The organism is Roseateles sp. (assembly GCF_036486225.1).
GTDB lineage: Bacteria > Pseudomonadota > Gammaproteobacteria > Burkholderiales > Burkholderiaceae_C > Roseateles.
This window is the reverse complement of record NZ_DASVNZ010000319.1, coordinates 1-13,954: the sequence shown is the minus strand read 5'-3', so window position 1 is coordinate 13,954 and position 13,954 is coordinate 1. Positions and strand designations below refer to the sequence as shown.

Below are 13,954 nucleotides of genomic sequence, written 5' to 3'. Positions count from 1 at the left end.
AGAGGGCGTAAGAAGGGGTGGCGCGCTCAGGGGGCAGGCTCGGTGGAACGGGCCTCGGGAAGCCGGGCCGCACCCGGCGATTTAGCGGAGCCTGCGAGCGTATGAGCCGGGGGCGGCCCGGCTTCCCGAGGCTGCGCTCGGTCTTGCGTCAGAGGAAGCGTTCGAGCAGCTTGCGCGAATGCCGATCCAGGGCGAACCGGTCTGGCACCAGGAAGTGCAGCCCGTGGGAGCTGGTGATCAGCAGCCGCCCTTCCCCGATGCGGCGGATTTCTTCCTCGCTCTTGAGGATGAAGCCGGTGGTGCCGCGGTCCGTCTCGACGGTCCACTGGGACGGCGTCGAGAAGGTGGAGACGTCCAGCAGCTTCAGCACCGTCGGCGTCATCTCGCGGTGCGCGAGTTCATCCTGGAGCAGCTCCCGCTGCGCCTGCGGCAGGTCCGTGAGCCGGTCGATCCAGGCGATCTCATGCCCGTCGGTGCCGACCAGCGAGAGGCCCTCGTCCGGCGCGCTCAGCGGATGCGCCCGCACCGGGGTGACGTTGTCGTGGGTCTGGCCGGCGTCGTCCACCAGCGTGAGCCGGCCGAAGGCATTGCGCGCCAGGTTCTGGATGTTGTTCATGAAGAAACCTCGGCGCGATCAGGCCTGCGTGGCCGTGTGGACGTTGACGTTCGGGGCGACGACAACGACGTTGTCCTGCTCCTCCGCGTCGACGCGGCGGGCCTGCGCCTCCCACAGGCGCCAGTAGGCGCCCTGCTTGGCGATCAGCTCGTCGTGCGGTCCGACCTCGACAATCTCGCCGCGGTCCATCACCACCAGCCGGTCGGCCTTGCGCAGCGTCGACAGCCGGTGGGCGATCGCGATCGTCGTGCGGCCCCGCACCAGGTTGTCCAGCGCCTTCTGGATCTCCTTTTCGGTCTCCGTGTCCACGGCCGAGGTGGCCTCGTCCATGATCAGGATGCGCGGGTCGATCAGCAGCGCGCGGGCGATCGAAATCCGCTGGCGCTCCCCGCCGGACAAGCCCTGACCCCGCTCGCCGACCAGCGAGTCGTAGCCCTGCGGCAGCCGCAGGATGAATTCATGCGCATGCGCCGCCCGGGCCGCGGCGACGATCTCGTCGCGCGTCGCCTCCGGCTTGCCGTAGGCGATGTTCTCCGCGATCGTGCCGAAGAACAGGAAGGGCTCCTGCAGCACCAGCCCGATGTGGCGGCGGAAGTCCGACAGCTTGAAGCGCCGCAGGTCGACGCCGTCGAGCTTGATGGCGCCCTCCGTCACGTCGTAGAAGCGGCAGATCAGGTTGACCATGGTGCTCTTGCCCGAGCCGCTGTGCCCGACCAGACCGATCATCTCGCCCGGCTTGATCACCAGGTTGAGGTCGCGGATCACCGTCCGGTTGCCGTAGCGGAAGCCGATGTCCTGCAGCGACAGCTCGCCCGCCACCTTGTCCAGCACCACCGGCTGCGCCGGCTCCGGCACGTTGGAGTGGTGGTCGAGGATGTCGAAGATCCGCTTCGCGCCCGAGGCCGCCTTCTGCGTCACCGACACGATCCGGCTCATCGAATCCAGCCGCCCGTAGAAGCGCCCGATGTAGGCCAGGAAGGCGGTCAGGGTACCGACCGTGATCTGCGAATGCGCGATCAGCCAGATGCCGAAGGCCCAGACGACCAGCAGGCCGATCTCGGTCAGTAGCGACACGCTGGGCGTGAACAGGCTCCAGGTCTTGTTGAGCCGGTCGTTGACGACCAGGTTGTGCTTGTTGGCGGTGCGGAAGCGCTCGGCCTCGCGGCGCTCCTGCGCGAAGGCCTTCACCACGCGGATGCCCGGGATGGTGTCGGCCAGCACCGAGGTCACCTCGCCCCAGACCCGGTCGATCTTCTCGAAGCCGGTACGCAGCTTGTCCCGCACCAGGTGGATCAGCCACGCGATGAAGGGCAGCGGTACCAGCGTGGCCAGCGCCAGCCACGGGTTGGTGTGGAACAGGATCGCCGTGATCATCGCCAGCATCAGGCAGTCGGTGATGAAGTCCAGCGCGTGCAGCGACAGGAAGACGCTGATCCGGTCCGTCTCCGAGCCGATGCGGCTCATCAGGTCGCCGGTGCGCTTGGAGCCGAAATACTCCAGCGACAGCCCGAGCAGGTGGTCGAAGGTCGCCGTGCGCAGGTCCGCGGCGATGCGCTCCGACACCAGCGCCAGGATGTAGGTCTTGGCCCAGCCCAGGATCCAGGACACGATCGCCGCCCCGAACAGCCCGCCCAGGTACATCACCACCAGCATGGTGTCGATCTGCTTGCCTTGCTGGAACGGGATCAGGACGTCGTCCATCAGCGGCATCGCCAGGTAAGGCGCCACCAGCGTCGCGCCGGTCGCGCCCAGCATCAACAGGAAGCCCAGCAACAGCTGACCCCGGTAGGGCCCGGCGAAGCGCCACAGGCGCAGCAGCACCCAGGTCGACGGCGGCGTGTGCAGCTCACGGGCGCAGGAGGGGCATTCCTCGCTGTCCTCCGGCAGGATGGCCTGGCAGCTGGGGCAGAGCTCGGGCTCCTCGTCCAGCCTGGCTTCGACCTCGTCGCGGCGGTTGAAGGCGTCCTGGAAGCGCTGCGCCTGCAGGTTGGCCTTCATCGTGAAGCGCCACTGCGCCAGCCGGCCGTCGGCGTCCACCAGCTCCAGCGCGCCCAGACCGGCGTGGTCGGACAGCACCAGCCGCAGGTCCGGCGTCAGCGGCCATTCCCGGAAAACGGGGGCCCCACCCGCATCCTCGGAGGCCTCCAGCGACAGCAGCCGTTGATCCGTGAGTCGCAGACCGCCCGCCGAGAAGCGCAGACGCCCGTCGAGGTCAACCTCCAGCGAGGCCCGAACGTTCTCGCCACGCCGCAGGCGTGTTTCGAAGGCCTGGTCGGCCGGAACGCCGCCGGCACCGGCCAACGCGACAGGATGTGAATGCTGCATTTTTGATTCTTCTGGCGATCTGCGAAACGTTGAGTTTCTTCGAGACTTTTCTGCCGTCGCCCCCCAACGGGGCAAGACCCGGTCCAGCCGGTTCGTGGCATGTTTCGCACAATTTTCGCTTAAGCGCACAATTGTGCTTCGCCTCATTGTCCGGTGGTCCGCCGGACAGCCCTCTTCCACGTTTCCACCCCTCATGAGCCGACACGACGACATCAAGCTCCTGCGCATCAACTACCTGCGCGGCCCCAACATGTGGACCTACCGTCCGGTGCTGGAAACCTGGCTGGACCTGGGTGGCCTGGAAGAACACCCCTCCCACCTGATCCCCGGTTTCACCGACCGCCTGTGCAAGCGCCTGCCGGCGCTGGAAGAGCACCACTGCGGCGTCGGCGAGCGCGGCGGCTTCCTGCAGCGCCTGACCGAGGGCACCTGGATGGGCCATGTGCTGGAGCACATCGTCATCGAGCTGCTCAACCTGGCCGGCATGCCGACCGGATTCGGCCAGACGCGTTCCACCTCGCGCCACGGCGTGTACCGCATGGTCTTCCGCGCACGCGACGAACAGGTCGCCCGCTGCGCGCTGGAGCAGGGCCACGCACTGCTGATGGCCACCATCAACGGTGACGACTTCAACGTCGACGCCGCCGTCGTCGCGATCCGCGACAAGCTGGACGACTGCTACCTCGGCCCCTCGACCGCCGCCATCGTGGCCGCGGCGACGGACCGCCGCATCCCCCACATCCGCCTGAACGACGGCAATCTGGTGCAGCTGGGCTACGGCGCGCGCCAGCGCCGCATCTGGACGGCCGAGACCGACATGACCAGCGCGATCGCCGAAGGCATCGCCCGCGACAAGGACCTGACCAAGGAACTGCTGAAGTCGGTCGGCGTGCCGGTGCCCGCGGGCCAGGCGGTCAAGACCGCCGCCGAGGCCTGGGACGTCGCCCAGGACCTGGGCCTGCCGGTCGTCGTGAAGCCGTCCGACGGCAACCACGGCCGCGGCGTCACCCTGGACCTGCGCCAGGAAGCCGACGTCGAGGCCGCCTTCCACGTCGCCGACAAGGAAGGCTCGGAAGTGCTGGTCGAGCGCTACATCCCCGGAATGGAGCACCGGCTGCTGGTCGTCGGCGGCCAGGTGGTCGCCGCCGCCCGCGGCGAGGAAGCCTGGGTCACCGGCGACGGCACCCACACCGTCGTCGAGCTGATCGACCTGCAGATCAACACCGACCCGCGCCGCGGCACGACCGAGGACTTCCCGCTCAACCGCATCGACATCACCGGCGACCCGGTCGTGCTGCTGGACCTGCAGCGCCAGGGCCTGACCGGCGACGGCGTGCCCGAAGCCGGCCAGCGCGTGCTGATCCAGCGCAACGGCAACGTCGCGATCGACTGCACCGCGCAAATCCACCCGGATGTGGCGCACGCGGTCTCGCTGGCGGTGCGCACCGTCGGCCTGGACATCGCCGGCGTCGATCTGGTCTGCAGCGACATCTCGAAGCCGCTGACTGAAACCGGTGGCGCCATCGTCGAGGTCAACGCCGGTCCCGGCCTGCTGATGCACCTGAAGCCGGCCGAGGGCATGCCCCAGCCGGTGGGCCAGGCCATCATCGACCACCTGTTCGCCGAGGACGAAAGCGGCCGCATCCCCATCGTGGGCGTGGCCGGCTCGCGCGGCACGGCGCAGATCGCGCGTCTGGTCGGCTGGCTGCTTCACCTCAACGGCCGCCACGTCGGCCTGGCCTGCGGCGCCGGCCTGTTCCTGGGCACCCGCCGCGTCGAGCGCAAGCCGAGCGCCACCTGGGCCGCCAGCCACCGCCTGCTGATGAACCGCGCCGTCGACGCCATCGTGGTCGAGAACGGCGCCGGCACCATCCTGGGCGACGGCCTGGCCTACGACCGCTGCCAGGTCGGCGTGGTCACCGACCTGGGCCGCGTGGCCGAGCTCGACAACCACGACATCCAGACCGAGGACCAGCTCTTCAAGGTGCTGCGCACCCAGGTCGACGTGGTGCTGTCCGACGGCGTCGCGGTGCTGAACGCCGACGAGGCCAAGGTGGCCGAGATGGCCGAGCTGTCCGACGGCGAAGTGATCCTCTATGCGCTGGACGCCGGCAACGCCGCGCTGACGGAACACCGCGGCAAGGAAGGCCGCGGCGTGTTCCTGCGCGGCGGCGCCGCGATGCTGGCGCAGGGCACGTCGGAGACCTCCGGCGCCAACGTCGAATCGCTGCAGGCCCGCTTCCGCGCGGTCGGCCAGGAGATCGCGACCGACGCGGTGCTGGCCGCCGTGGCGACCGGCTGGGCCATGGGCATCTCGCCCGAGCTGATCTCGGCCGGCCTGGACACCTTCGTGCCGGACCTGCCGCAGTAAGCTCAACCGAAGCGCGACACGCAGCGCCACAGCGCCCGCTCAGCCCCTTCAAAGAACAGTCGAACCCGAAAGACGACAGATGGAAGTCTCCCGCACACGCGCCCTCCGCGGTCCCAACATGTGGAGCCGCCACACCGCCATCGAGGCGGTCGTGCACTGCAGCGACACGGAACGCACGATCGCGGACATGGCCGGCTTCGAGGCCCGCCTGCGCGAACGCTTCCCCGGCATCGGTCCGCTGCGGCCGGCCAGCAGCGCCAAGACGCCGATCACCCTGGCCCACGTGCTGGAGCAGGCCGCGCTGGCGCTGCAGGCGCAGGCCGGCTGCCCGGTGACCTACAGCCACACGCACACGACCTCGGAAGACGGCACCTACCAGGTCGTCGTCGAGTACAGCGAGGAAGACGTCGGCCGCGCCGCGTTCGAGAAGGCCGTCGAGCTGATCAACGCCGCGCAGTCGGGCGCCGCCTTCGACGCCGACGCCGCCGTCAAGGCGCTGCGCGAGACGGACGAGGACATCCGCCTCGGCCCCTCGACCGGCTCCATCGTCGACGCCGCCTGCAAGCGCGGCATCCCGTTCCGCCGCCTGACGCAGGGCTCGCTGGTGCAGCTGGGCTGGGGCGTGAAGCAGCGCCGCATCTGGGCCGCCGAAGTGGACGCGACCAGCGCCGTCTCCGAATCCATAGCGCAGGACAAGGACCTGTCCAAGCGCCTGCTGCAGTCGGCCGGCGTGCCGGTGCCCATCGGCGCACCGGTGGAGACCGTCGACCAGGCCTGGGAACTGGCGCTGGAGATCGGCCTGCCGGTCGTGGTCAAGCCGCTGGACGGCAACCAGGGCAAGGGCGTGACGGTGAACGTCGCCTCGCGCGAGCACATGGAGATCGCCTACAAGGCCGCGGACGAGATCGGCACGGTGATGGTCGAGAAATTCCTGCCCGGCAGCGACTACCGGCTGCTGGTCGTCGGCGACAAGCTGGTGGCCGCGGCCCGCCGCGATCCGCCCAACGTGACCGGCGACGGCGTGCACACGGTGCGTCAGCTGGTCGACAAGGTCAACGAGGACCCGCGCCGCGGCGACGGTCACGCGACCTCGCTCACCAAGATCCGCCTGGACGACATCGCGATCGCGCGCCTGGACCTGCAAGGCCTGACCCCCGAGTCGGTGCCGGACAAGGGCCAGCGCGTCATCCTGCGCAACAACGCCAACCTGTCCACCGGCGGCACCGCCACCGACGTGACCGACGACGTGCATCCGGAAGTCGCCGCCCGCGCGATCGCCGCGGCGACGGTCGTCGGCCTGCACGTCTGCGGCGTCGACGTCGTGGCCGAGAGCGTGCTCAAGCCGCTCGAGGAACAGAGCGGCGGCATCGTCGAGGTCAACGCCGCGCCGGGCCTGCGCATGCACCTGAGCCCGTCCTACGGCAAGGGCCGCGACGTGGGCGAAGCCATCATCTCCAGCATCTACGGCGGCAACCGCGGCGCCGCGAGCGAGGACGGCCGCATCCCCATCGTGGCGGTGACCGGCACCAACGGCAAGACGACGACCTCGCGCCTGGTGGCGCACATGTTCGCGACGCAGGGCCTGCGCGTGGGCATGACCAACACCGACGGCGGCTACGTCGACGGCCGCCAGACCGACAGCGGCGACTGCTCCGGCCCGAAGAGCGCGCGCAACGTGCTGATGCATCCGGACGTCGAGGCGGCGGTCTTCGAGACCGCGCGCGGCGGCGTGCTGCGCGAGGGCCTGGGCTTCGACCGCTGCCAGGTGGCGGTGGTGACCAACCTCGGCGAGGGCGACCACCTCGGCATGAACTTCCTCAACACCGTCGAGGAACTGGCGCTGGTCAAGCGCGTGATCGTGCAGAACGTGGCGCCCAACGGCTACGCGGTGCTGAACGCCGCCGACCCGGTCGTGGCCAAGATGGCCGACGTCTGCCCGGGCCAGGTGATCTTCTTCGCGAGCGACCGCCACCATCCGCTGATGGCGACGCATCGCGCGCAGGGCAAGCGCTGCGTCTACGTCGACGGCGACGCGCTGGTCGCGGCGCAGGGCGCGTGGCGCGAGTCGATCCCGCTGCGCGACATCCCCTTCACCCGCGGCGGCGCGATCCCGTTCCAGAACGAGAACGCGATGGCGTCGGTGGCGGCGGCCTGGGGCGTGGGCCTGGACTGGGACACGATCCGGCGCGGGCTGGCCAGCTTCATGAGCGATCCGGACAGCGTGCCGGGCCGCTTCAACGTGATGGACTATCGCGGCGCGACGGTCATCGCCGACTACGGCCACAACGGCGACGCGATGCGCGCGCTGGTGCAGGCGGTGCAGGCGCTGCCGGCGAACAAGCGTTCGGTGGTGATCTCCGGCGCCGGCGACCGCCGCGACGAGGACATCCGCATCCAGACGCAGATCCTGGGCGAGGCCTTCGACGAGGCCATCCTGTTCCAGGACGCCTGCCAGCGCGGCCGCGAGGACGGTGAAGTCCTGGCGCTGCTGCAGCAGGGGCTGAAGGGCGCGACGCGGACCAAGCACATCGAGGAGATCCGCGGCGAGTTCGTCGCGATCGACCGCGCGCTGGAGCGTCTGCAGCCGGGCGACCTGTGCCTGGTGCTGGTCGACCAGGTCGAAGAGGCCCTGGCCCATCTGAACCAGCGCGTCCGGGAAGCCTGATGGCGGCCGGTCGCTGGCGTCACTGGCCGGCGCACTGGTGGAACGGCCTCAGCGTCGCCCTCGGGGTGATGCTGGTGCAGGTGATCGTGTCGCACGCGGCCCCGGCCGAGCTGTCGCACATCGCCTCGCAGCTGGCGATGGCCTGCGCCATCTGCGCCAGTCTGGCCGATCTGCCGGGCAGCGTCCGGCGCAACCGCAACCGCGTGCTCACCGCCGGCGGCATGACGCTGCAGGCCGTCGGGCTGGTCGCGGTCCTGCATCCGTATCACGCCGCGATGGGCACGCTCGTGGCGGCGCTCGCCTTCGGCAGCGCCATGCTACTGAGCTGGGGGCCGCGCGCGGGGCCGGTGTCCTTCGCGCCCATCCTGGCGATGGTGTTCGCACTCGCCTGGCCGCACCAGCCGCTGCACATCGTGCTGGCCAGCGGCGCGGCGGGCATCGCGCTCTACCTCGTGTGGAGCGTGATCTCCAGCGCGGTGCTGCAGCGGCGCTTCCACCGGCTGGCGCTGGCCGACGCGCTGCACGGCCTGGCGCAGCTGCTGAGCGCGCGTGCCGAGCTGCTGGGCAGCGGCGGCGCAGCCCATGCGATGCGCGACTGGCTGGGCAACGAAGCCCAACTGGCCGAGTTGCTGCAGACGGCGCGAGACCAGGTGTTCCCGCGCGTGAAGACCGATCCGCGCAGCGCGGCGGTGCTGCTGCACATCGTCGAGCTGCGCGACCTGATGCTGGCGAGCCGCCTGGATCTGGAGCTGCTGGGCGAGGACCCGGTCGGCCAGCACATGCGCACGGCGCTGGTGGGCCGTCTGCGGGCGCTGTCCGTGCTGCTGGACGAATACCGCGACGCGCTGCTCGACGAGCGCGCGCCGGCGATGAACACCGTGCGGCCGACGCAATGGCCGGACCTGCCGCCACAGGACCCGCGCACGCGGCTGCAGCTCGTGCTGCAGGACCGGCTGTCCCACCTGGACGGCGAGGTGCTGGCGATGGGCCGCGCGCTCGACGCCGCCCTGCCCTTGCCGCCGTTGCCGCTGGACGCCGGCGAACTGCGCAGCTTCGTGACGCCGGTGGGCTGGCCGATCGGTCTGCTGAAGGCGCAGCTGCATCTCGACTCGCCGGTGCTGCGCCATGCGCTGCGCAGCGCGCTGGCCTTGTCGGCGGCCTACTTCATCGCGCTCGCGCTGCCCTGGGCCTCGCATCCGCACTGGCTGGTGCTGTCGGTCGCGGTGGTGCTGCGCGGCAGCCTCGACCAGACGCTGGAACGCCGCAACATGCGGGTGCTCGGCACGGCGATCGGCTGCGGGCTGATGCTGGCCTTGTCACTGATCCCGAACCAGACGCTGTGGATCGTCGTGCTGCAGATCGCCGTCGGCATCGCGCATGCCTTCGTCACCCGCCGCTACCTGATCACCGCGATCGCGGCGACGGTGATGGCGCTGCTGCAGTCGCACCTGGCGGATCCGACGCACGGCATCGCGATCTCGGAGCGCCTCGCGGACACGGTGCTCGGCGCGATCCTGGCCTGGGCCTTCAGCTATGTGCTGCCGGCCTGGGAGCGGCGCAACCTGCCGCGCGCGCTCAAGCGGGCGCGCGGTGCGTTGCAGCAGTACGCGATGCAGGCGATGACCGCGGCGATGACGCCGGCCGGTGCCCTGACACAGCGCATGGCACGGCGCCAGGCCTACGACGCGCTGGCCGCGTTGTCCGCCGCGCTGACGCGTAGCGCGGCCGAGCCGCGCCGCGTGCGTCCGCCGCTGCAGGAACTGAATGCCGTGCTCGACCACGGCTATCGGCTGATGGCACACCTGTCGATGATGCGGCAGAGCCTGATGCGCCGCGCGAAGGACCTGGACGCCGACTTCCTGGCCGAGCTGCCGGAGTCGGCCAAACGCCTTCAACGGGCGCTCGTGGGTCAGGAGCCGGTGCCGCACGCGGTGCAGGCGCTGCAGGACTGGAGCCTGCTGCCCGACGTCGGCCCTCTGGAAGACCTGCGCCCGTGGATGCGGCGCCGGCTGCAGGTGAGTCTGGACGACGCGGCCCGCGCGGGCGAAGCGGCCGACGCAGCTTTCGCCGCGATGGCCGCTCCCCCTGAGCCGGACGTGACGCTGTCGCGCCTCCAGTAACGCCGCACCTCTCTTACTCCCTCTCCCGCTTGCGGGAGAGGGAGGGGGTGAGGGCCAGCGGCGGTGGAAGTACGGACCCCTCTTTCGCGCTTCGATCAGCCCAGCTTGATCTCGATCTTGCGCGGTTGCGCATGCGCGGCCTTCGGGATGCGCACGCGCAGCACACCGTTGTTGAGCTCGGCGCCGATCTGCTCGGCGTCCAGTTCCTTGCTCAGCGTGAACGCGCGGCGGTAGAACTGGCGCGAGACCTCGACATGGCCGGCCTTCAGCCCCTCGGGCAGGTCGAGCTGCATCTCGGCTTCAATGATCAGGCGGTCCTTGTCGACGCGCAGCTGGAGCTGTTCGCGCGGCACGCCAGGCAGGTCGGCGAAGAGCGTCAGGCCTTGCGCGTCTTCGATCACATCGACGGCGGGCTGGATCGCATAGTCGTCGCGACGACGCGCGGCCTGCGCGGCGGTCGAGGCGCTGGTCTTCACTTGATCGGCCGCATCAGCGGCGGCGGGGGTATGCACGGCAGTGGTCATGGTGTTCTTTCGACTCGTGTTCGGTTCGTATCTGATATCGGCGGACGTCGCGGGTTCGCGCCTCAATGGATGTCGATGCGACGCGGCTGCGGCGCGGGACGGCGCTTGACGCTGACGCGCAGCACGCCGTCCTTGTAGGAAGCCGTGACCTGTTCCGGATCGATGTCGTCGGGCAGGCTGACCACGCGGCGGAACTTGCCGGCGAAGCGCTCGCGCTGATGGACGACGGTCTTGTCGGCGGACTTCGCAGCGGGGGCGGCGGTCTCGCCTTCAGCGGCCGCAGCAGCCGTCGCAGCAGCGCTTCCGGCGCCTTCGGACAGCGAGGACGCGCGCTCGCCGGACAGGCTCAGCACGCCGCGCTCCAGGTCGACGCCGATGGAGGCGGGATCCAGGCCGGGGGCGAAGGCGTAGACCTCCACCGCTTCCGGCGACAGGCCAACGTTGAGGGCCGGATAGCCGCCACGCGAGGTGCCGCGGCCGGCGGTGGATTCGAACAGGCCGCTCATCTCGCGCTGGAAGCGGTCGAGGTCGTTGAACAGCTCACGGGCAAACAGTTGACGGTACATGCGGGGCTCCTTGGCATCCTGCGGGTGGGTCGCGGCGGGACGTGTCCGCCATGCATCCCAACGTAGGAGCGAGAAGCAGCGCTTCAAGATCTTGAAATCAAGGGTAGCCCGTCCCCATATGGCGCGCCCGTTGCGCGAGTCGATCCACTTTCCCGTCGGCTTTTCGTGACTACTTTTGCAGATCCTTTTGCGGATCTTTGGACGCCTGCAAGCAATTGATCCACAACGATTTTTTGAGACTTTTCAGAGATTTTTTGCTGATCTTTTTGCGGATCTTTTCGCGGGACCTGTTCGGCGAAAAAAGCGTACCGTCGGGCACGCTTTCGATCAGCGAACTCGCTCATTTCAAGCGCAGCACTTCCTGCTCCGTCACCGCCGACGCCCGGTTCCCCCAGCTCTGCCGGATCACCGTCGCGACGGCGGCCATCTCGGCTTCGGTGAGCACCTGCCGCAGCGGCGGCATGCCGTACGGACGCGGGTGACCCGGCGTCGTCGGCGCGTAGCCGCCGTCGGCCAGCATCTGCAGCACGTTCTGCGGCGCATCCAGCCTCACCGTGCGATTGCCTGCCAGCGGCGGATAGGCCGGCTGGCCGTCGATCTGACGGCCCTGCCCCTGATCGCCATGGCAGTCGGCGCAGTGCTTGGCGTACACCTGACGGCCGAGATCCATCTGCGCCGACGAGGCCGGCTTGAACTCGACCGCGGTCGATCCCTCGCGCGGCAGGCCGCGCAGGTACACGGCCATCGCCTGCGCGTCGGCATCGGTCAGGTGCTGAAGGCTCTCGGCGACGACGTCGGCCATCGGCCCGAGCGCCGCGCCCTGGGTCGACCAGCCGGTCCGCAGCCACGAGCGCACCTCCGCCTCGGACCAGTCCTGTACGCCCGCCGCATGCGGATCGGCCAGCGACGGCGCGATCCAGCCCTGCACGCCGACCCAGCCGCCGCGCAGTCCTGCCGCGTCGCGCAGCGCGCCGAGCCGGTTGCGCGGCGCATGGCATTCGGCGCAGTGGCCGACCGCCTGGACGAGGTAGCGACCTCGCTCCAGCGCCGCCCGGCCGGCGGCGTCCTGCGTCGTGCTGCGCTCGACGCCCGGTTCATCGTGCGACGGCGCATCGCCCGGCGTGAAGTACATCAGCCGCCACACCGCCAGCGCCGACTGCCAGCGGTACGGCCAGCCGAGCTGATGAGGCGGCGTCGTCTGCGTCACCGCCGGCTGCTGCTTCAGCCACGCGAAGATCGCATCGGCGTCCTCGCGCGACATCGCCGTGTAGCTGGTGTACGGGAAGGCCGGATAGAGCAGCCGCCCGTCGCGGCTGCGGCCGTGATGCATCGCGCGCCAGAAGTCGTCCGCGCTCCAGCGGCCGATTCCCGTCTCGGGATCGGGCGTCAGGTTGCTGCTGAACAGCGTTCCGAACGGCGTGCCGAGCGGCAGTCCGCCGGCCAACGGCGCGCCACCGCGCGGGCTGTGGCAGCCGGCGCAGTTGGCGATCCGCGCGAGGTAGGCGCCGCGGGCAATCAATGCGGGATTGGTGTCCTGCGCGCCGGACTGCGCGGGGCGCCCTGACAGCCAGAGCTCCCGGCCCCACGCGCCGGCGAGCAGCAACGCCGCCATCAACGGGACCGCGATCGCAATGCCCAGCAGCAGCCGGACGAAGGTCCTCATCGGCGCCGCGTTGGCCGCACGGCCGGAGGTTTCCTTGGAGGTCTCTTTAGAGGTCGCTTCCCCGCTCATGGCGCCAGCCCTCCGCATTGCGCCGGCAAGGGCGTTGTCGACGGCGGCTCCGGATGCGCGCCGGCGGGCTTGGCGGCGAGCCAGCTCGCGACGACGGCGATGTCGTCGGTCGACAGCGCCTTCGCCACATCGGCCATGCAGTCGGGCGCGTGCGCGCGACGCAGCCCGCTGCGCCACGCGCCGAGCTGACCGACCAGGTAGTCGCGCGGCAGCCCGAGCAGCCCGGGAATCGCCGGCTCACGCCCCGCCATCGACGGTCCGTGACAGGCGGTGCACGCCGGCACTTTGCGCGCCGGGTCGCCCTGCAGGATCAGTCGCTCCGCGCGCGTCTGCTGCTCCGGGTTCAGGCCGGACGGCCCCGGTGCCGGATAAGGCACGTCGAGCGCGGCGAAGTAGCCGGCGATCTCGCGCAGGTAGTCGTCGCTCATGTTGCGCAGTAGCCCGGCCATCAGCGCGTGATGGCGGCGGCCGTCGCGGAAGCTCTGCAGCTGGTTGTAGAGGTAGCCCGAGGGCTTGCCCGCCAGTCGCGGGAAGTAGCCCTGCGTCGTCGCGCGGCCCTGCGCGCCGTGGCACAGCGTGCAGGCCTGGATGCGCTCGCCGATGTCGTTGGTCAGCGGGCGCAAGGGCTGCAAGGGGCGCGAGGACCCGGCGCCGGGATCGGCCGGCGGCGCCGAGGCTCCCTGCGCGAACGCCGCGGAAGCGGTGGTGACAGCGGAGACGGCGGAGAGTCCCAGGCCCAGCACAGCGGCGATGAGGACACCCGGGAGGGATCGGGAGTTCTTCATCCGGACATCATCGCCGATCGCCGCCGCGGGTGTCGGCACGGGTGTCGGCGTAGGGGTCGCCGCGGGCGGTGGCGTCAGCGCCGCTGGTCCGGCCCGGGCCATCGCACGGCCGCCCAGCCGTCGCGGCCCTGGTGCTTGGCCTGGTACAGCGCGCGGTCGGCGAGCGCGATCAGGTCCATCGCCGGCACCTCGCCGTCGGCGACGCTGGCGATGCCGATGCTGGTCGTGATCGCGACGCCCGCGGGCCGCG

The 13,954-nt window shown here is 70.2% G+C and carries 10 protein-coding genes; 3 read left to right on the top strand and 7 right to left on the bottom strand.

Annotated features, from left to right (window positions below; all coding sequences use genetic code 11):
• Positions 1 to 148 precede the first annotated feature (148 nt).
• Together VF536_RS21035 and VF536_RS21030 are read right to left on the bottom strand one after the other, a co-directional pair.
• Positions 149 to 616 carry a DUF1854 domain-containing protein gene (locus VF536_RS21035; protein ID WP_331616828.1) on the bottom strand — a complete coding sequence of 156 codons (468 nt, stop codon included), beginning with the start codon at positions 614 to 616 and terminating at the stop codon, positions 149 to 151.
• A gap of 18 nt (positions 617 to 634) precedes the next feature.
• Positions 635 to 2,941, bottom strand: coding sequence for an ABC transporter transmembrane domain-containing protein (locus tag VF536_RS21030; RefSeq protein WP_331616827.1), 2,307 nt, complete (start codon positions 2,939 to 2,941; stop codon positions 635 to 637).
• Positions 2,942 to 3,134: 193 nt separating this feature from the next.
• Here VF536_RS21030 and cphA (VF536_RS21025) point away from each other — a divergent pair, with 193 nt between their 5' ends.
• From cphA (VF536_RS21025) to VF536_RS21015, 3 genes are all read left to right on the top strand, one after another.
• The gene (cphA, locus tag VF536_RS21025; RefSeq protein WP_331616826.1) at positions 3,135 to 5,312 is read left to right on the top strand and encodes a cyanophycin synthetase; all 2,178 of its coding nucleotides are present in this window, start codon (positions 3,135 to 3,137) and stop codon (positions 5,310 to 5,312) included.
• 79 nt (positions 5,313 to 5,391) lie between these two features.
• Positions 5,392 to 7,977 (top strand): cyanophycin synthetase, encoded by a 2,586-nt coding sequence (gene cphA, locus VF536_RS21020; protein ID WP_331616825.1) that lies wholly within the window; start codon positions 5,392 to 5,394, stop codon positions 7,975 to 7,977.
• On the top strand, positions 7,977 to 10,097 hold the full coding sequence (locus VF536_RS21015) for an FUSC family protein (protein ID WP_331616824.1): 2,121 nt from the start codon (positions 7,977 to 7,979) through the stop codon (positions 10,095 to 10,097). The genes cphA (VF536_RS21020) and VF536_RS21015 overlap by 1 nt, the downstream gene beginning before the upstream one ends.
• 95 nt (positions 10,098 to 10,192) lie before the next feature.
• Here VF536_RS21015 and VF536_RS21010 read toward each other — a convergent pair whose 3' ends face one another.
• The 5 genes from VF536_RS21010 to VF536_RS20990 form a co-directional block, all read right to left on the bottom strand.
• On the bottom strand, positions 10,193 to 10,621 hold the full coding sequence (locus VF536_RS21010; protein ID WP_331616823.1) for an Hsp20/alpha crystallin family protein: 429 nt from the start codon (positions 10,619 to 10,621) through the stop codon (positions 10,193 to 10,195).
• 62 nt (positions 10,622 to 10,683) lie between these two features.
• The gene (locus tag VF536_RS21005) at positions 10,684 to 11,187 is read right to left on the bottom strand and encodes an Hsp20/alpha crystallin family protein (RefSeq protein ID WP_331616822.1); all 504 of its coding nucleotides are present in this window, start codon (positions 11,185 to 11,187) and stop codon (positions 10,684 to 10,686) included.
• A 340-nt stretch (positions 11,188 to 11,527) separates the two neighbouring features.
• Entirely contained in the window at positions 11,528 to 12,919 is a 1,392-nt protein-coding gene (locus VF536_RS21000; RefSeq protein ID WP_331616821.1) for a c-type cytochrome, read from the bottom strand.
• The gene (locus tag VF536_RS20995) at positions 12,916 to 13,704 is read right to left on the bottom strand and encodes a cytochrome C (RefSeq protein WP_331616820.1); all 789 of its coding nucleotides are present in this window, start codon (positions 13,702 to 13,704) and stop codon (positions 12,916 to 12,918) included. Before VF536_RS20995 ends, VF536_RS21000 begins: the two co-directional genes overlap by 4 nt.
• Before the next feature lie 74 nt (positions 13,705 to 13,778).
• Positions 13,779 to 13,934: a diguanylate cyclase domain-containing protein gene (locus tag VF536_RS20990; RefSeq protein ID WP_331616829.1), complete on the bottom strand. Its 156-nt coding sequence runs from the start codon at positions 13,932 to 13,934 to the stop codon at positions 13,779 to 13,781.
• Between the last annotated feature and the right edge of the window lie 20 nt (positions 13,935 to 13,954).

Bases quoted from the DNA above. Each gene is read 5' to 3' on its own strand.
- cphA (WP_331616826.1), top strand. From the start codon at position 3,135: ATGAGCCGACACGACGACATCAAGCTCCTGCGCATCAACTACCTGCGC.
- VF536_RS21015 (WP_331616824.1), top strand. From the start codon at position 7,977: ATGGCGGCCGGTCGCTGGCGTCACTGGCCGGCGCACTGGTGGAACGGC.
- VF536_RS21000 (WP_331616821.1), bottom strand. From the start codon at position 12,919: ATGAGCGGGGAAGCGACCTCTAAAGAGACCTCCAAGGAAACCTCCGGC.
- VF536_RS21010 (WP_331616823.1), bottom strand. From the start codon at position 10,621: ATGACCACTGCCGTGCATACCCCCGCCGCCGCTGATGCGGCCGATCAA.
- cphA (WP_331616825.1), top strand. From the start codon at position 5,392: ATGGAAGTCTCCCGCACACGCGCCCTCCGCGGTCCCAACATGTGGAGC.
- VF536_RS20995 (WP_331616820.1), bottom strand. From the start codon at position 13,704: ATGAAGAACTCCCGATCCCTCCCGGGTGTCCTCATCGCCGCTGTGCTG.
- VF536_RS21035 (WP_331616828.1), bottom strand. From the start codon at position 616: ATGAACAACATCCAGAACCTGGCGCGCAATGCCTTCGGCCGGCTCACG.
- VF536_RS21005 (WP_331616822.1), bottom strand. From the start codon at position 11,187: ATGTACCGTCAACTGTTTGCCCGTGAGCTGTTCAACGACCTCGACCGC.
- VF536_RS21030 (WP_331616827.1), bottom strand. From the start codon at position 2,941: ATGCAGCATTCACATCCTGTCGCGTTGGCCGGTGCCGGCGGCGTTCCG.